The organism is Maribacter zhoushanensis (assembly GCF_029350975.1).
Classification (GTDB): domain Bacteria; phylum Bacteroidota; class Bacteroidia; order Flavobacteriales; family Flavobacteriaceae; genus Maribacter; species Maribacter zhoushanensis.
The window spans coordinates 435,964-454,517 of the sequence record NZ_JARKMR010000003.1; the positions used below are offsets into that span (position 1 = coordinate 435,964).

Here is an 18,554-nt window from a genome sequence, read left to right on the forward strand (position 1 = left end):
TAACAACAATATGACTGAAAGTACTGAATTTTCAGACCAAAAACAGATTTTTGGACACCCGCAGGGTTTATTCTATTTATTCTTTGCAGAGCTATGGGAGCGTTTTAGCTTTTATGGTATGCGTGCACTGCTAACGCTTTATATGATTGATGTAATCTTCAAGGCATTAGCTGAAAGGGATTACGCAACAGCAGCTGTATACTCATCTTACGGATCTTTAGTTTATGCATCGACCGTTATCGGCGGTAAGTTGTCCGATAAGATTTTAGGGATGCGTAATTCCATCTTTTTAGGTGGTATTTTAATGTCCATTGGTCACTTCGTTTTGGCAATAGAAGACAATATGGCCTTCTTTCTCGCATTATCGTTGATCATTGTAGGTAACGGTTTTTTTAAGCCGAATATTTCCACTTTCGTAGGTACATTGTATGAGAAAGGTGACCCTAAAAAAGATTCTGGATTTACCATTTTCTACATGGGTATTAATATTGGAGGTTGGGTAGCTCCGTTATTATGCGGGTGGCTAGCGGTAACCTATGGATGGCACTATGGTTTTGGTTTGGCTGGTATTGGTATGTTGACCGGTTTGATTGTGTTCTGGAGAGGTATTCAAAACAATGTTTTTGGAGATAGAGGTTTACCGCCTAACGAGCATGTGTTAGAGAAAAAAGTGCTTGGTGTAAAGCAAGGTATTTTAGTTCCTGTTCTAGCTGTATTGGCTGCGCCTTTGATTGCTCTTCTTTTATCATCTTATAAAGCGGTTGCTACAGATGGTATGTTTGCTGATCAGAATATCGTCAATATAATATTTACTGGTATTGGTATTGCAGTTCTTGCATACTTGGCCTATGAAATGTTCAAGGCAAATGTAAAAGAGAGAAAAGAGCTTTTTGTTGCAGTGTTACTTACATTTTTTATGACTATTTTCTGGGGTTTCCATGAATTGTCCGGTAGTGTAATTACGTTGTTCGCGGCTAGAAATATTGATTTGGATGGTATTATGTCTGCGGCACAAACCAATTCATTGAATTCTATGTTCATCATAATACTGGCAATTCCTATTTCTATGATGTGGACATGGTTAAGCAAGAAAAACTGGAACCCTAGAACTCCGTATAAATTTGGATTAGGATTACTTTTTGCAGGTATCAGTTTTTATGTTTTAGCATTAAGTGGTGGTAGCGCCAATGAAAGTGGATTTGTTCCATTCACATATCTTTTATTAATGTATTTCTTATTGTCAGTGGGAGAGTTGTTTATGTCACCTGTAGGGCTGTCCAAAATGACCGATTTAGCACCAATGAGATTAATTGCCTTTATAATGGGTGTTTGGTTTTTATCATCGGCATTTGCATTTCAGATAGTAGGCTTTATCGGTAAACAGTTGGCGATAGAAAGTACGGATGGCGATGTAAGTGGTTTTGCTACTTTGACCGTATATACAGACGGTTTTATGTTGATTGCAAAATATGCCTTAGGTGCAGGTGCTATTGTTCTTTTAGCATCACCGATTATTAAAAAGTTGATGGGTAAAGTGCATTAGTCACTGATTACTCAAAATAATAAGCTCCCTTTTCACCAGTATAGTGAAAAGGGATTTTATTTTTTATACAAGTAGTTTTCCAACGGTCAATATAACTTTTGTAGTTGCTGCCATCGGCAATTATTTCATTGGGTTGAATACTATCGATAAGCCTATCTAAATTAATTTTTGGTGATTGTGTCAATAAGATTTTATGATATGTTGACTTTGGATATATTACCGTGCTATCAATAATTAGTAACGATTCATTTTTAAAAGAATAACTGTTTTTTAAAGAATCATAACGAACAGAATCTATGCGTTCAGCAGTTCTATAATCTGAAATTAGATAATCGGGTCTGTTCTTGGAATTTGATAAGATGGATAATTGATGCCCGTTTCTATTCAAAATCAGAGTTTGTTTAGTTTGATGCAGTACCAAGGCTTCTGATATGTTTTTAGTCTGTTGCTCTTGATATATAGTATATCCTTGAAAACTAAGAATACTGATTGAAAAGAACATTATACGTTTATAATTGAACCTGGTATATAGTTCAATACCCATGACAAGCACTGTAAACGAAAGTAATAGCTGAATAAAATCAAAAGATATAGAACTGAAAATAAAACTTTCTTGATGAGCCACCCAAGCTATAATGTTGTTCATGAGCCCAATTATTTTATTATATAGCCAGACAAGTTGAGTGGGGAGCCAGTTTAATATTGAAAGGAGAATAACAAAAATACCCATAGCTAAAATTACACCTAAGGCGGGTACAATGACTAAATTGGATATAAAGAAAAGTCCTGGAAACTGATGAAAATAGAACAAGCTAATGGGTAAAACTCCTAATTGTGCCGCTATACTAACACAAAGCAATTGCCAAAAATAGCGTACTATCTTGTGCTTTGGAAACCATAGGTCTCTAAGAATTGGAAAAATCCAGAGAATGGAGAAAACAGCCGCATAACTCATTTGAAATCCCACTTGAAATAACAAATTAGGATCAATGAACAATAAGATAAATAGAATAGAAAGAGCTAAGATGTTGAATGTATTGTGAGGTCTATTTAAATACAGTGCGTAAGCCACGAAAGTGAACATGGTGGTTGCGCGAATTATGCTGGCAGATAAACCGGCAATGAAGGCGAAAATCCATAAAAAGAGTACGGATAGAATAAGAATTATGGTACTACCCTTAGGGATATTTTTCAGCGGACTCAGTAAAAATTGAATGACTAAGAGTAAAATACCTATATGTAGACCAGATACTGCGAGAATATGTACAGCGCCGGCTTTCTGATAATTTGTGTATGTTTCTTCAGAAATATCAGAGCGTTCACCTAGCAATAAAGCTTGTATCACTCCCAATTCATCAGGTCCAAAATTCTCTTGCTTCAATTTTGAGATAATATGGTTACGGGTTTTAGCGGCAAAGCCTCTCAAGCTGGTATTTGAATTTTCAATTTGTATGAACTGCTTTGTGGTAATCCTCATTTGGTGATATATGCCCAAATTTGCCAAATACTTTTTATAGTTAAATTGATGAGGGTTTAAAGGTTCGCTTACAGGTAAAACTTGTGAATAAGTTATAAGCTCATCATCAATAGCTAAGCGAAGTTTAGATGTGTCTTTGGGGATTGTAAGGAGTATTGTTCCGTTAACCGTATTGTCATTTACGCTTTTTACCGAAGCATAATAACGTGTTGTGTACGGGTTAGGCTTTAAAACCTCCTTAATTTTAAGTATCCATTGTTCGTTTTGGGTAGTAGTAAAGTTGCTGTAGTGGTTACTGGAATTGATTGGTTGTGCAGCGGTGTAGCTATAGGTGCCTAATGACACGAAGGTCAGTGCAGCTATAATGCCAAATAAAACAGATTTTGTGTTTTTTTCAAATATAAAAATGGCAGCAAGTAGTAGAAATAGAAAAACAGTAAATAGGAGTAGGTATTGAAGATTAAATGGAAAAAAGTAACCTATTAAGATTCCAATGATGAGTAAAAGCGTTAATCTGATAGGAATAAACGCTAAGAGCTTCATCTTATAATATTCTTGTAGCTTTTACGAATGCTTGGTTCCAGAATCCATCTCTTAAGGATGAAACGGTAACACCACGTGATGATGATGCGTGAATAAACGTAATCTCGTTATTATCTGTACCAACCACCATACCAACATGATTAATACGTTTAGAACCTCTAGAGGTCTTAAAAAATAGCAAGTCGCCCTTTTCTACATTTTTAACGGCTATTCTACGGCCTTCTTCTGCCATATTGTAAGAAACTCTTGGAATTTGTACGTCGTGTTCACCAAAAGAAACATATAGTAATCCAGAGCAATCCATTCCTTTTTTCGTGGTGCCGCCAAACTTGTATCGTGTACCGGAAAATGAAAGTGCGGTATTGATAATTTCATCTGCCTTTGTGTTGGTATTAGAAGTTATTGTTCTGCGCTCTTCTGTTCTCGTAGGTGTAGTTACATTTCCTGTTCTAGCATTGTTTGCGGCTGCAACAGAAATTTTACGCTCTTTGTCAGATGTGGTTGTCTTTTTAGCTCCGCAACTGGTTAAAAAACAAATAACAAGAAAGAATGGTAGTATGCGCATAAAATAGAATGTACCGTGTAGTACGTGTAACTCCAAAATTATAGAATTATTTTTTAAAATGGATAAACCTATGAAATTTTGGCATTTGCAATGATTAATGAAGCAGCTTGGGCACTAGCGCCAGATCCGCCTAGCTTTGCAATGAGTTCATCATAAGATGCTAATTGTTTTGTTCTAGCTTCTCCATCTAAAATTAAGTTTAATTCTTTTTTTAGATTCTGTTTAGTAAAATCATCTTGAATTAATTCTTTTACAACCTCTTTTTGCATTATCAAGTTGACCAAAGAAATGTATTCTAAGGTGATGATACGCTTGGCAATTTGGTACGAAATCCAATTTGCTTTATAACAAACTACTTGCGGTACTTTAAATAATGCGGTTTCTAAAGTAGCTGTACCACTGGTAACTAAGGCAGCAGTAGATATGGATAGCAAGTCGTAAGTTTTATTTTGAATGAATTTTACATTCGCATTGGTAAGGAATTCAGCGTAAAATTCTTTGTCTAAACTTGGTGCGCCTGCAATGACAAATTCATAGTTAGAAAAGTCATTGGTCAATGATAACATAAGAGACAACATTTTTTGAACCTCTTGTTTACGACTACCTGGTAATAAAGCTATAATTGGTTTGTTAGGGTCTATGCCGTTATTGGACCTGAATAAGCTCTCGTTTAATTCTGGTCTGTTGGCAATGGCATCTAATAAAGGGTGTCCTACAAAGTTGACTGGGTAATTGTGTTTCTTTTCGTAAAATTCTTTCTCAAAAGGCAGTATCACATACATGTGATCAACGGTCGCTTTTATCTTTTCGATTCTACCTTCTCTAGATGCCCAGATTTGAGGAGAAATGTAGTAATTGGTCAAAAAGTTGTTTTCTTTTGCCCACTTGGCAATTCGCAAATTAAAGCCAGAATAGTCAATGAAAATAATAGCATCGGGGTTGAACGCTGCAATATCTTGCTTACAATATTTTATGTTTTTGAAAATGGCATTCAGGTTTAGAATCACTTCAATGAACCCCATGAACGCTAATTCTTTGTAATGTTTGGCCAAAGTTCCGCCGGCCTGTTGCATTAAGTCACCGCCCCAACATCTAATTTGGGAATCTTGATCTTGCTGTATTAAGGCTTTGATTAAGTTAGAGCCATGAAGATCGCCAGAGGCTTCACCTGCAATGATATAGTACTTCATTTTAAAAAACTTTGTAATACAGAATTACGAATGCGGTTATAATAGTTGCAATTAGAACTCCTTTTGCTCTATTGTCCCTTTTTATTCTTAGAAAACCAAAGAACGCAACTAAGTTAAGTATGGCACCTAATGCCAATAGACTACCAACATGTTCTTGTCTTACGGCGGCCTCAAAAGTTTCTACAATACTCAAATCTGAGAATATTAAAATGTACAATAAAGTACCAATTGCATTAGCTATAATGCCTACTATAAAACCTATTAGAACTTCTTTTTTGGTATTCATCTGAAAATAATTGTACTATATAATTTAATCTAAGTTTTGGAAATTATTTAAAATCCCAGGTGTTCAATTCTTGTATAACGTGGTGGGCAGTTAAATCGAATTGGGTAGGGACAACTGAAATATAACCGTTGGCTAGTGCCCATTCGTCAGTATCTTCGCCTTTATCCAATAATTCGAACTCACCTGTTAACCAATAATAATCTTTACCCATTGGGTTGGTACGCTTGTCAAATTTCTCTTTCCAATTAGCTTTTGCCTGTCTACAAATTTTAATGCCTTTTAGCTCGTTTTTTGTGAGCTTGGGTATGTTGACATTTAAGACGGTGCCTTTCGGTATTCCGTTTTCTAAAGCTTGGGTGACTATGTCGTGAATAAAATCTTGAGCTTGAGAAAAATCAGCATTCCAGCTATAATCGCATAAAGAAAAACCTATGGCAGGTATTCCTTCTATACCAGCTTCAACAGCCGCGCTCATTGTACCAGAGTAAATTACGTTGATAGATGAGTTAGAGCCATGGTTGATACCGCTTACACAGATATCAGGTCTTTTGGGTAGTATTTCTTGAAGCGCTAATTTTACACAGTCAGCAGGGGTGCCGCTACAACTGTATTCGTCAATACCGTCTTGGTCAAGATCAATTTTCATTTTTTTTGAAAAAAGAGCGGTATCCAACGTTATGGCATGACCCATACCAGATTGCGGACTATCTGGCGCAACCACCACTACATCGCCTATTTTCTTCATTACGGAGATAAGCATACGCAATCCTGGTGCGGTAATTCCGTCATCATTTGTAACTAAAATCAAAGGTTTTTTCATAGCGCATACTTTCTGTAGTAAAAATACGTTTTTAAATATGATATGTTCGAAATGCCGTTTAACAAAAAATTAGTTCTCAACTGATTTAAATGGCATGGTTTTTTCTTTACCTTAGAGGTTTAGGTAGCATTTACAGTTGCTTACAAACCTCAAATTCGAAGATATTGAAAAGGAAAGTAAAAGATAATTTTATGAAAAGAAATTTAGCCTACGTACTGTTATTGATGCTTGCAGCAGTAGCATCGTGCAGTTTTACAAATAAAAGTTTTGAAAATGACGACAAGGATAAGTTGTTGTTAGATTTAATAACCTACGTATTGGAAAAAGGGCATTATGAGCCAAAAGCGCTTAACGATGATTTTTCTGTACATGTGTTTGAAGATTTTATTGACGTAATAGATCCTACTAAAAGATATTTTATAGCATCTGATATTGCTGAGTTTGAAAAGTACAAGTATCAGATAGATGATGAAATAAAAAATACGGATATCACTTTCTTTAATATAGTTTATGAAAGATTGATGGAACGTATGGACGATGCGAAAGGCATTTATAAAGAAGTATTAGAAGCTCCTTTTGATTATTCAGAGAATGAAAGCATCAGTATTAAATATGATGAAGAACCTTTTGCTGCAAATAGAGAAGAATTAAAAGAGCGTTGGAGAAAGCAGTTGAAATATGCAACTTTAGGTACGTATGATTCTAAGGTTTCTAAAATAGGGAAGGAAGAAGTTGAAAATGAAAAGGATGAAATAAAAACACCAAAAGAAGCTGAAGAAGCTTCTAGAAAATCAACAGAAACTACTTTGGATGAGTTTTTTGATTTTGTTGGTGATTTAGAGCGTAAAGATTGGTTTGTACAATACATAAATACTATTGTTGATGAATTTGATCCACACACATTCTATTTTGCTCCAGAGGAAAAGGAGAAGTTTGATACAAGTATGTCGGGTAAATTTGAAGGAATTGGTGCAAGACTTCAGAAAAAATCTGAAGGCGCAAAAATTGTAGAGATTATTTCTGGTGGACCGGTTTGGAGAGATCAACGATTAGAAGTTGGTGATGAAATTATTAAAGTTGGTCAGAATGGAGAAGAGCCTATTAATATTGTAGGTATGCGTTTAGACGATGCCATTAAGCTGATAAAAGGCGCTCAAGGTACTATTGTAGATTTGACCGTTAGAAAAGTAGATGGTTCTTTAGATGTTGTTTCTTTAACGAGAGACGTTGTAGAATTAGAAGAGTCATATGCTAAATCTGCCAACATTATTAAAGGCGATGAAAAATTCGGAATTATTAATCTTCCAAAATTCTATGTTGATTTCAATGATTATAGCGAAAGAAACGCAGCAACTGATGTTGCTAAAGAAGTAGAGCGCTTAAAGGAAGAAGGCATGGAAGGTCTTATTCTTGATTTGCGTGATAATGGTGGTGGATCTTTAAAAACTGTTGTTGAAATGGCAGGTTTATTTATAGAAGATGGTCCTATCGTTCAAGTACAATCTAAAGATAAAGGCAAAGATGTATATGATGATAAAGATGAAAGAATTCAATGGGATGGTCCTTTGGTGATTCTTGTAAACGAATTATCTGCTTCTGCTTCTGAGATTTTAGCTGCTGCAATGCAAGATTATAAAAGAGCAATTGTAATAGGTAGCAAGCAAACATTTGGTAAGGGAACGGTGCAAAACGTTATTCCTTTAAATAATATGTTGCGTAGTAACGAGCACGGAGATTTAGGCGCAATTAAAATTACTACCCAGAAATTCTATAGAATTAATGGTGGTTCTACGCAGTTAGAAGGTGTTAAGAGTGATATTGTAGTTCCAGACAGGTATAGTTATATTGATTTAGGGGAAAGAGATCAATCTAACCCATTAGGGTGGGATAAGATTACTCCTGCAGACTATGAGCCATGGGAAGGTTATATCAATTATGAGAAGACAGTTGCCGATAGTAAAAAGAGAATGGCGACCAGTCAACAAATAAAATTAATTGAGGAGAATGCAAAGTGGTTAAAAGCCGAGCAGGATGAAACTGAAATTTCTTTAAACTTTGAAACATATAAAGAAGAAAAGAATAAGGATAAAGAGCAGTCTAACTACTTTAAAACCTTAACAGATTATGATTCTAAGCTAACATTTAAATCGTTAGGTTATGAAGAGCAATTGTTTACTAAAGATTCTGTATTGCGTGAAAAGCGTAATAGATGGCATAAGAATTTAGCCAAAGATGTTTATGTTGAAGAAGCCGTAAATGTTTTAGAAGACTTAAAGATGAATAATATTAAGAACGGTAAACTTGCTAGTGTAAAGAATTAAGCAAAGACTTATAAAAATATAAAGCCGCTACATTGAAAAATGTAGCGGCTTTTTTTATGTTCTTAGTTTTTAGACAAACTTAGCATGTTTAGGCTTTCCAAATTCTGCTAATTCATTATTGGCATTGCGTATTTTTCTACTTTGTATATATGTTACAATTAATAATACGATACACACTACAGCAGAAGCACCGTTACCATCTTTTACGGCTAAATGAGCAATGGCTCCTAAGCTATAATTTAAAAAGAAACCGGCGTAGGTCCATTCTAATGCCCAATGAGATTTGTTGAAAATAATCATTACGAGTCCGATGAATTGAAATACGCCAAGAATATGAATCAAATATACTGGGTAACCAAGTTTTGTAAATGTTTCGGCAACTACATCATAGTTAATAACTGAATTAATAATTGATCCAATAACGGCAGTAGCAAAAAGCCCTAAAGCGATATAATAAAAAGATTTTTGAGAATTCATAATAAGTAGGTTTTAATGTTATTATGCCTCAAAAGTAAAATCACCTATGGAAATTTTTAAGTTTTCATAGGTGAACAGTAAATTGCTGTAGTTTAGTAGAATACCTCTTTGGGTAAGCTGTAAATGCTTTTATCTTGAAAGTTTGTCGGCATGTAACTTTCTAAGTTTTGCCAACTTCGGGTTAATAACTACCTGACAATACCCTTGTTCAGAATTATTCTTATAGTAGTCTTGGTGATATTCTTCGGCATCGTAAAAAATACCTAAAGGACTTAACTCGGTAACAATTGGGTCTTCGTAGACCGTTTGCATTTCGTTCAGAACTAATTTAGCTTTTTTCTCTTGCTCTCCATTGTGAAAATAGATGACAGAACGATATTGAGTTCCGGCATCTGCACCCTGTCTGTTTAAAGTAGTAGGGTCATGTGTTGTCATGAAAATAATTAGAATATCTTCATAAGAAATGACTGTAGGGTCAAAAGTAACCTGAACTACCTCTGCATGTCCTGTTAATCCAGAACATATTTCTCTATATGTTGGTCTGCCAGGAGCTTTACCTCCTGTATATCCAGAAACTACTTTGTGTATTCCTTTTACTTCTTGAAATACCGCCTCGGTACACCAAAAGCAACCGCCACCTACTGTAGCAACTTCTAATTTAACGTTAGCCATTAGCTGCCTCCTTTTCTAATTGCATAGATTCGGAATTAATACAATAACGCAATCCGCTTGGTTCTGGTCCATCAGGAAATATATGACCCAAATGCGCATCACACGTATTGCATAGTACTTCAACCCGCACCATACCAAAAGAAGTGTCTTTATGGTATTTAATGGCATTTTCTTTAATAGGTTGAGTAAAGCTTGGCCAGCCGGTACCAGATTCGAATTTTATGGTAGAATCAAATAATGGTGTGCCACAGCAAACACATTCGTACTTGCCAGCTTCATGAGCGGTACATAATGCTCCAGAATGTGGGGCTTCAGTACCTTTTTTTCTAGTAACTCTAAACTGTTCAGGAGTAAGGATCTCTTTCCATTCCTGTTCTGTTCTTTCAACTCTACGATCAGGTTCAGGGTTACCATTCACTGAAAAATGAATTACATCTTTCCAAGTTAACATCATAATTTTCCTTTTGTTTAGACTTTGAATACTAGGTTTATTGGTCGGTAAATTGCCTTATATCTTACAAAATTAGGTAATTTTGGCGTATGGCATACCGCAAAAAAAATGGATCTCTTTATAGTATTTTAATTCTTGTATGTATAGTAGGTTTTTGGTTGTTTGAAAATTTCTATACTCCCGCAACATATTCTAATAGTAATGATGAAATTACCACTAATGATTTTCCAAAAGAGCTATTGCCGTCCTCAACTACTGGCGAAATTGTAAAGCACGAGCATTTTACGTTATCATACAACGAACCTTATGAGCAAGCTGAATGGGTGGCCTATACGTTGAGCAAAAGTCATTTGACCTATGATGATAGAAAACGACCCTATTTTATTGAAGACCCTTTTGTTTCCTCTAAATCTGCAGATTGGCGCAACTATAAAGGCTCTGGTTATGATAGAGGGCATTTAGTGCCCGCAGGTGACCGCAGATTTTCGTTACAAGCATACAATGAAACATTTTATACCAGTAATATAAGTCCGCAAGATAGAGAGTTCAACGCAGGTATTTGGAATGATCTAGAACAGCAAACGAGACGCTGGGCAAAGCAATATGGAACTTTATTTGTATTTACCGGCGGAGTGTTAGAAAGTGGATTAGAAGAGATAGGACAGGAAGATGTGGATGTGCCAGATGCTTTCTACAAAATAATTTCACGTAAAAAAGGTGATAAGATATATTCATTGTCTTTTCTAATACCTAACAAGCCTCAATTTACGTCTCTACGAAATTTTGTGGTTTCTATTGATGATATAGAAAAGGAAACGGGAATTGATTTTTTTGCGGAATTACCAGAAAAGCAACAAAGCACGTTTGAGTCAAGTAAAAATACTACAGGTTGGAAGTTTTAGAAACTTTCTTTCAATCTGTTCGTATCTAACCTTAAGAAGATAAAAAGTAGAATAGTAAAGAACAGAAGACCTGATCCGCCATAACTAAAGAAAGGTAATGGAATTCCTATAGTAGGTAGTATACCAATCACCATACCTATATTAATAAAATAATGGATAAGTAATATAGAAATTACACCATAACCATACATTCTAGCAAAGGCATTTTTTTGTCTTTCTGCCAATGATATTAATCGTAAGAACAATACGGAGAATAGGATGATAACCGTAGCTGTTCCTAAAAATCCCCATTCTTCACCAACGGTACTAAAAATATAATCTGTATCCTGTTCAGGTACAAAATCACCTTTTGTACGTGTACCTTCTAAAAATCCTTTACCAAAGAATCCTCCGGATTCAATTGCCTTTTCAGATTGATAAGTATTGTAGCCTATAGATTTTCTTATCTGCTCTAGTTTTTTTGGATCTTTTTCTAAACGTAGCCATAAGCCAAAGCGATCTCTATGTCTTTGTTCGAAAACATTGTTAAATACAAAGTTTACCGATAAAGAAAACAGAATAATAGCAATGCTGATAAGACTTAGTGGTATTACCGGAATTTTTAAAGTTTTACGTTTTAATGCGTATAGCAGAATAATGAGTAAGGCCAAACCAATAATTAGCCACACGGTACCAAACTTTAAAGTCATAATAAAAACTAGTATGACACTCAAGATAATTGCTAAATAATAGAGTGGTAGACCTTCTCTAAAAATTACGAATATCAGCGCAAAAAAAACCAGTGCACTACCAGGATCGGGTTGTGGTATAATTAAAATTGCGGGCACAAGAATTATGAGAAGGGCATATAATTGATCTTTTCTTCTTTTTATATCTGTTTGTATGTCACTGAGATATTTAGCTAAGGCCAGTGCGGTGGCAACTTTGGCCAGCTCCGATGGTTGTAGATTAAAAAATCCTAAATCGTACCATGATGTAGCTCCGGCAATAGTTTTTCCAAAAACAAACAACCCAAGTAAGGATACCATGGAAATGAGGTAGAAAAGGCTAGAGAACCTTTCGTAAAAATTAACCTCAAGAGCCATAATAATAACAATACTTACTAGGCTTACTCCAATAAAGAATAGCTGTTTGCCATAACGCGTACCAATATCAAAAATGGAGCTTTGGTCGTCTGTAAAAGTACTGGAGTATATATTGATCCAGCCAATTAATACCAGTGCGAAATAGATAAATACACTGAGCCAATCAATTCTTTTTAAGATGCTTCTACCAGACACGCTCGTTAATTTTGAACTCCTCCCCACTGTAGGGTTTCGCGTATTCTGCTTCTAAAGTTTTTTCAAGCATTCTTTTTTCAAGGGTCTTTAAAGTAATTTCACCTTTTAGGTATTTTTCAATCATAAGTGTAGCAATATGACCGGCATACCTAGATCCAAAATATCCATTTTCAATATATACGGCAATGGCAATTTTAGGGTCGTCTACAGGTGCAAACGCTACGAAAACCGAGTGGTCTGTTAACTGAGTACGTACACCATCTATTTTAGTAAAATTTTCAGCAGTACCTGTTTTACCTGCTACTTCAATACCTGGTATCTGTAACCATCTTGCCGTACCACTTACATAAACATCTGCCATACCTTGAACCACAGGTTCAAAATGTTTGGGGTCTATAGTGGTATGCTTAGCTTCGGTAAATTTTGGTTCGGTAATATCTTTTCCTTCGATCTTCTTTAGAATATGAGGGGTGAAATAATGGCCTCTATTCGCAATTGCTGCGGTCATATTCGCTAGCTGTACAGGTGTAGCCAATATTTCTCCTTGACCAATAGAATTAGAGATGATATAAGAAGAGCTCCATCTATTGTCGCCGTACCATTTGTCATAATATTCTTTACTAGGTATACGTCCTTTTTGCCCGAATGGTAAATCGTAGCCTAAATAGTCACCTAGACCAAAACTACGCATGTGTTTTTCCCAAACATCCATGCCTTCATCGGTAGTTTCAAATTTCTCATATATTTTTCTGAACGCTCCAGCAAAGTAGGCGTTACATGACTGTGATATTCCTTTGTTCAGATTTCGTAAACCGCCACCACAGTGACAACCCCTTTTCTTCTTACCTACGTAAAATCCGTGGTAGCATTGAATAGTTGTGTTTACATCAAGTACACCTTCCTGTAGTGCAATTAAGGCATTTAGCGTTTTAAAAGGCGATCCAGGTGGTTGTTGTGCATGAATAGAACGATCCCAAGTTGGGTTCGCTATAGTATCGTTATAAAGTTTTGTGTAATTTTTAGAACGTTCACGACCTACCAATAGTGCCGGGTCATATGTTGGTCCTGAGATCATAGAAAGAATTTCACCGGTTGCCGGTTCAATAGCTACTATCCCACCTCTTTTTCCGTTCATCAATAACTCGCCATATTCTTGTAACGTTTTGTCTATAGTGATGCTAATTTGTTTTCCCTGTTCTGGTAGGGTATCTAATTCCCCATTTTTATAAGGACCAATATCTCTATTAAATCTATCTTTTTGAATATATTGAACCCCTTTTCTTCCTCTTAATAAATCTTCGTAATAGCGTTCAACACCTGTTCTTCCTTTCAGTTCTCCTTGAACATAATATTTGTTGACTGCTAAATCGCCTTCGTTTACTTCACTAATGTAACCTAGAACATTTGCTGCGCTAGGGGTGTCGTAATAACGTAAAGATCTCTTTTGAATATAGAAGCCTTTGTATTTACGCATTTTCTCTTGAAGCTTGGCGTAATCTTGTTTTGATAGTTGAGGTACAAGTACAGAGGGTAGTCTTGGAGAATATACCCTTGCTTTTTTAAGTTTTTTAACGAATTTTTCTTTGTCAATTCCAAGTAAACCGCAAAATTCTAAAGTATCTAATGGTTTTACTTCTCTTGGTATAACCATGACATCATATGCAGGATCGTTACCTACTAAAAGATGCCCATTACGATCGTAGATGTAACCTCTTTCAGGATAATCGTAGATAGCTTTAATAGCTGGATCCTCTAGAACTTGTTCTGCAGAAAAACTAAAAATTTGCAAATAGGATAGCCTTCCCAAAAAGGTAATTGCGATGACAACTATAATTAATGATAAAAGAATTTTTCTCATTCTTTTTTACTGCTGAATAACGTACTGAACAACATTCCTAAAATCAATGTAGAAATACCTACTATAATCGTTTTTTGTAAAATTAACAGGCTATTTGAAAAACTGAAAATTTCTAACGTAAAGTATACCAAATGATGTATTATAATCAATAACGCTAAAAACGTGAATTGTTGTGCCTTTGTACTGTTGTTTAACTTAAAACTTTGAAATTCATAATTAACACCAAAGACAAAACGCATAATGGTTGGTCGAAGATAAGCTATGGTAACGGTAGCTGCTGCGTTTATGGCAAGAGTGTCTGAAAAAATATCTACGCAAAGACCTAAGAAAAAGCATAGAATAATAAAGGTAGTTCTATTTTGTTTGATAGGATACCAATACAGGAAAAGAATATAAATCAACGGATTTATATAGCCAAAGAAATTCAGTTTATTGAATACTAACACTTGCAGTAGTACCAACAAAATAAATCTGAGCACAATTAAAAATGAAGTGTTGTTAATCATTGGCTTCTGTTTCTGCTTCTAATTCTAAAACCTCTGTCCGATTTAGATTTTTAATGATATAAATAGAGCCAATATTGGTCATGTCATTAAAGAGTTCTACATCTATAAAATAGAAACTTTTAGAATTGTCTAAATCAAATCTTTTAATGGTACCAATAGGAATGTTCTCCGGGAATATACTACTCATGGCTCCAGTGACAATGGTATCACCAATGGTTAATGGTACTAATCTTGGGATGTCAATTAATTGAACAACATTGTAATCTGTAGTATTTTCCCAAACCAAAGAACCAAAGTGATTTGAGTTCTTGATTTTTGCGTTGATGTTAGATTTATCACTTAAAATACTTTGTACGGTAGAAAAATTATCTGAAGTATTTTCTACGATACCAAGAATACCTTTATCTGTAATAACACCCATATCTTGGACAATACTATCGTTTTTACCTTTATTGATAGTGATGTAGTTACGCTGATCAGCGTAGCTGTTATTGATAACGCGACCCCTTATGACTTCATAGTTTACAGAAGTTGAATCTATAAGTGACGGTGAAAGTACCAAGTTGTTAAATAACTTGTCTCTAAGTCTTTTGTTTTCTTCAACAAGTTTGTTGTTTTCTTCTCTTAATCCAAAATACGAAGTAATGTTATCAGAGAATGTATAGATACTTCCGGTGATGTAGTTAGAAGAATTTAAAAATTTAGATTGATGGTACGAGTGCGACTGAAACGTGAAAATGCAGGAAATCAATAATAGAAAAAGGTAAAGTAAGAATATCTTATACCTAATTAAAAAATTTATGATCTGTTGCATTCACCCCTATATTTTTACTCGATAATAGTGTTTTAACAAGCCGCCTTTAGATAATTTTTTTTGAGACTAGCCCAGTAATTCTATCGATAATTATTAATAAATGGCTCTTGAATTTTATCCAAGGCTATCAATATTAAGTAAGAAGCCGTTCGTTAAAAAAAGCTTCTTACTTAATTAATATGCTCTTGTAGCGTTCTAAGTTTTTAAGTGCAATACCGGTACCACGTACTACGGCGCGTAATGGATCTTCAGCAATGTAAACTGGTAAGTCGGTTTTTTGAGACAACCTTCTGTCCAATCCGCGTAACATAGAACCACCACCTGCAAGATAGATACCTGTATTATAAATATCGGCAGCTAATTCTGGGGGAGTTTGAGATAATGTTTCCATAACCGCATCTTCAACACGCAGAATAGATTTATCTAAAGCCTTCGCTATTTCTCTATAAGATATTTGAACTTGTTTTGGTTTTCCTGTTAACAAATCACGCCCTTGTACAGATTTTTCATCTGGTGGAGATTGTAAATCTTCTGTTGCGGAACCTATTTCAATTTTAATTGCTTCAGCTGTACTCTCGCCAACATATAAGTTGTGCTGAGTACGCATGTAATAAATAATGTCATTTGTAAATACATCACCTGCAATCTTTACAGATTTATCACAAACGATACCACCTAATGCTATAACGGCAATTTCAGTAGTACCACCACCTATATCAACGATCATGTTTCCTTTTGGTTGCATAATGTCTAAACCAATACCAATAGCTGCGGCCATTGGTTCGTGAATAAGATACACCTCTTTACCGTTAACACGTTCTGCAGATTCCTTTACCGCACGCATTTCAACTTCTGTAATACCAGAAGGTATACAGATAACCAAACGCAATGCTGGTGGAAACCATTTTTTCTTTAGTGCAGGAATATTCTTGATGAACATCATCAACATCTTTTCAGATGCGTCAAAATCAGCAATTACACCATCTTTCAATGGTCTAATTGTTTTTATGTTCTCATGGGTTTTACCTTGCATCATGTTGGCTTCTTTACCAACTGCAATGATTTTTCCGCTAATTCTATCTCTGGCAACGATGGAAGGGCTATCAACAACTACCTTGTCATTATGAATGATAAGAGTGTTAGCTGTACCTAAATCTATAGCTATTTCCTCGGTCAAGAAATCAAAAAATCCCATATGTGATGTTTAAATTTTAGATAAAAGGGTGTATTTCATCGACAAAAGTAATGAAATTAATGCTTGAAATGACGTGTACCTGTCATCACCATTGAAATTTTGTGTTCGTTGCAATAATCAACACTTAATTGGTCTTTAATAGATCCGCCCGGTTGAATTACACTGGTGATACCTGCTTTGTCCGCAATCTCCACACAATCAGGGAAAGGGAAGAAAGCATCACTGGCCATAACCGCTCCTTTAAGGTCAAAATTGAAGGTTTGCGCTTTGTGTATTGCTTGGTTTAAAGCATCAACTCTACTGGTCTGCCCAGTGCCACTTGCACAAAGTTGTTTGTTTTTGGCAAGTACGATAGTGTTAGACTTTGTATGCTTACAAAGTTTAGATGCAAAAATTAGATCTTCTAATTCTTGATCTGTTGGGTTTGTGTTGGTTGCATTGGTAAGGTCGGCAACTGTATCTGTTTTATGATCTTTTTCCTGAAGAAGCATACCGTTTAAACAAGTTCTAACTTGCATCTCTGGCATTTCAACTTCATTTTGTATAAGGATAATTCTATTTTTCTTTCCTTTTAAAACCTCAAGAGCTTCAGCATTATAACTAGGTGCTATAACAACTTCACAAAATAATTTATGAATTTCTTCTGCGGTAGCCATGTCGATTTCTTTATTGCTAATTAGAACTCCACCAAAAGCAGAAACAGGATCACCGGCCAAAGCATCAACATAAGCTTGGTGTAAAGTTTCTCTTTGTGCTAAACCACAAGCATTGTTGTGTTTTAGAATAGCAAAAGTGGGAGCATCATTTTTAAATTCTAACATTAAGTTAACGGCAGCATCAACATCTAATAAATTGTTGTATGATAGTTCTTTACCGTGTAATTTTGAGAACATAGCGTCAAAATCTCCAAAGAAAAATCCTTTTTGGTGTGGATTTTCTCCGTAACGTAAAACTTTGCCTTGAGTTTCGCTTACTTTTAAAGCAGCTAATTCATGATTTTTGTTGAAGTAGTTGAAAATAGCAGTGTCATAATGAGAAGAAACGTTAAAAGACTTTGCTGCAAAACGTTTTCTGTCTTCAAGGCTAATATTACCGTTGTCTGCAGATATAACTTCAAGAAAATCTGCATAGTCTTCCATTGAAGAAACACAGGTAACATCTTTAAAGTTTTTGGCTGCGGCACGAATAAGAGAGATTCCGCCTATATCGATTTTTTCAATAATATCTTGTTCAGAAGCACCACTAGCAACCGTTTTTTCAAAAGGATATAAATCAACAATAACGATATCTATTTGTGGAATTTCAAATTCAGCTAATTGGGCAACATCGCTTTCGTTGTCCTGTCTGTTTAAAATACCGCCAAATACTTTTGGGTGTAAAGTTTTTACTCTTCCTCCTAAAATAGAAGGGTAGCTAGTAACATCTTCTACAGGAACCACGTCGATCCCTAAATCAGTTATGAATTTTTCGGTTCCTCCGGTGGAGTAAATAGTGATTCCTAATTCTTGAAATTTTCTTACTATTGGCTCTAATCCGTCTTTATGAAAAACTGAAATTAAGGCTGAAGATGCTTTTTTTACACTGCTCATTGTATGATGCTTAAATGTTTTTAATAAGCAAGCAAAAGTAATTTTTTTGCAGTTATAAAATGAGC

The 18,554-nt window shown here is 35.2% G+C and carries 17 protein-coding genes; 3 read left to right on the plus strand and 14 right to left on the minus strand.

Features of this window, described 5'->3' with window-relative positions; genetic code table 11:
• The first annotated feature begins 10 nt into the window (after positions 1-10).
• Positions 11-1,543 (plus strand): peptide MFS transporter, encoded by a 1,533-nt coding sequence (locus PXD56_RS12280; protein ID WP_276493640.1) that lies wholly within the window; start codon positions 11-13, stop codon positions 1,541-1,543.
• Positions 1,544-1,550: 7 nt separating this feature from the next.
• Here PXD56_RS12280 and PXD56_RS12285 read toward each other — a convergent pair whose 3' ends face one another.
• The 5 genes from PXD56_RS12285 to surE form a co-directional block, all read right to left on the minus strand.
• A complete protein-coding gene (locus PXD56_RS12285) occupies positions 1,551-3,563 on the minus strand; it encodes a ComEC/Rec2 family competence protein (RefSeq protein WP_276493641.1) in 2,013 nt (670 codons plus the stop codon).
• 1 nt (position 3,564) lies between these two features.
• Positions 3,565-4,128 carry a C40 family peptidase gene (locus tag PXD56_RS12290; RefSeq protein WP_276493642.1) on the minus strand — a complete coding sequence of 188 codons (564 nt, stop codon included), beginning with the start codon at positions 4,126-4,128 and terminating at the stop codon, positions 3,565-3,567.
• Positions 4,129-4,196: 68 nt separating this feature from the next.
• On the minus strand, positions 4,197-5,318 hold the full coding sequence (lpxB, locus tag PXD56_RS12295; RefSeq protein ID WP_276493643.1) for a lipid-A-disaccharide synthase: 1,122 nt from the start codon (positions 5,316-5,318) through the stop codon (positions 4,197-4,199).
• 1 nt (position 5,319) lies between these two features.
• Positions 5,320-5,604 (minus strand): hypothetical protein, encoded by a 285-nt coding sequence (locus PXD56_RS12300; RefSeq protein ID WP_276493644.1) that lies wholly within the window; start codon positions 5,602-5,604, stop codon positions 5,320-5,322.
• A gap of 43 nt (positions 5,605-5,647) precedes the next feature.
• Positions 5,648-6,424: a 5'/3'-nucleotidase SurE gene (gene surE / locus PXD56_RS12305; RefSeq protein ID WP_276493645.1), complete on the minus strand. Its 777-nt coding sequence runs from the start codon at positions 6,422-6,424 to the stop codon at positions 5,648-5,650.
• Positions 6,425-6,615: 191 nt separating this feature from the next.
• On the opposite strand from surE, the gene PXD56_RS12310 reads away from it, so the two are divergent.
• A complete protein-coding gene (locus tag PXD56_RS12310) occupies positions 6,616-8,745 on the plus strand; it encodes a carboxy terminal-processing peptidase (protein WP_276493646.1) in 2,130 nt (709 codons plus the stop codon).
• Positions 8,746-8,814: 69 nt separating this feature from the next.
• Here PXD56_RS12310 and PXD56_RS12315 read toward each other — a convergent pair whose 3' ends face one another.
• The 3 genes from PXD56_RS12315 to msrB form a co-directional block, all read right to left on the minus strand.
• Positions 8,815-9,222, minus strand: coding sequence for a DoxX family protein (locus PXD56_RS12315; RefSeq protein WP_276493647.1), 408 nt, complete (start codon positions 9,220-9,222; stop codon positions 8,815-8,817).
• Positions 9,223-9,351: 129 nt separating this feature from the next.
• Positions 9,352-9,894 (minus strand): peptide-methionine (S)-S-oxide reductase MsrA, encoded by a 543-nt coding sequence (gene msrA, locus PXD56_RS12320; RefSeq protein ID WP_276493648.1) that lies wholly within the window; start codon positions 9,892-9,894, stop codon positions 9,352-9,354.
• Complete coding sequence (gene msrB, locus PXD56_RS12325) at positions 9,887-10,345, minus strand: peptide-methionine (R)-S-oxide reductase MsrB (protein ID WP_276493872.1); 459 nt, start codon at positions 10,343-10,345, stop codon at positions 9,887-9,889. Before msrB ends, msrA begins: the two co-directional genes overlap by 8 nt.
• 89 nt (positions 10,346-10,434) lie before the next feature.
• On the opposite strand from msrB, the gene PXD56_RS12330 reads away from it, so the two are divergent.
• On the plus strand, positions 10,435-11,247 hold the full coding sequence (locus PXD56_RS12330) for a DNA/RNA non-specific endonuclease (protein ID WP_276493649.1): 813 nt from the start codon (positions 10,435-10,437) through the stop codon (positions 11,245-11,247).
• Here the strand turns inward: PXD56_RS12330 and rodA are convergent.
• The 6 genes from rodA to purH form a co-directional block, all read right to left on the minus strand.
• The gene (gene rodA / locus PXD56_RS12335) at positions 11,244-12,527 is read right to left on the minus strand and encodes a rod shape-determining protein RodA (protein WP_276493650.1); all 1,284 of its coding nucleotides are present in this window, start codon (positions 12,525-12,527) and stop codon (positions 11,244-11,246) included. The genes PXD56_RS12330 and rodA overlap by 4 nt on opposite strands.
• On the minus strand, positions 12,517-14,385 hold the full coding sequence (gene mrdA / locus PXD56_RS12340) for a penicillin-binding protein 2 (protein ID WP_276493651.1): 1,869 nt from the start codon (positions 14,383-14,385) through the stop codon (positions 12,517-12,519). Before mrdA ends, rodA begins: the two co-directional genes overlap by 11 nt.
• Positions 14,382-14,891 (minus strand): rod shape-determining protein MreD, encoded by a 510-nt coding sequence (mreD, locus tag PXD56_RS12345; protein WP_276493652.1) that lies wholly within the window; start codon positions 14,889-14,891, stop codon positions 14,382-14,384. Before mreD ends, mrdA begins: the two co-directional genes overlap by 4 nt.
• Complete coding sequence (gene mreC, locus PXD56_RS12350) at positions 14,884-15,705, minus strand: rod shape-determining protein MreC (RefSeq protein WP_276493653.1); 822 nt, start codon at positions 15,703-15,705, stop codon at positions 14,884-14,886. Before mreC ends, mreD begins: the two co-directional genes overlap by 8 nt.
• A gap of 166 nt (positions 15,706-15,871) precedes the next feature.
• A complete protein-coding gene (locus PXD56_RS12355) occupies positions 15,872-16,900 on the minus strand; it encodes a rod shape-determining protein (RefSeq protein ID WP_027066022.1) in 1,029 nt (342 codons plus the stop codon).
• 56 nt (positions 16,901-16,956) lie between these two features.
• On the minus strand, positions 16,957-18,489 hold the full coding sequence (purH, locus tag PXD56_RS12360; RefSeq protein ID WP_276493654.1) for a bifunctional phosphoribosylaminoimidazolecarboxamide formyltransferase/IMP cyclohydrolase: 1,533 nt from the start codon (positions 18,487-18,489) through the stop codon (positions 16,957-16,959).
• Between the last annotated feature and the right edge of the window lie 65 nt (positions 18,490-18,554).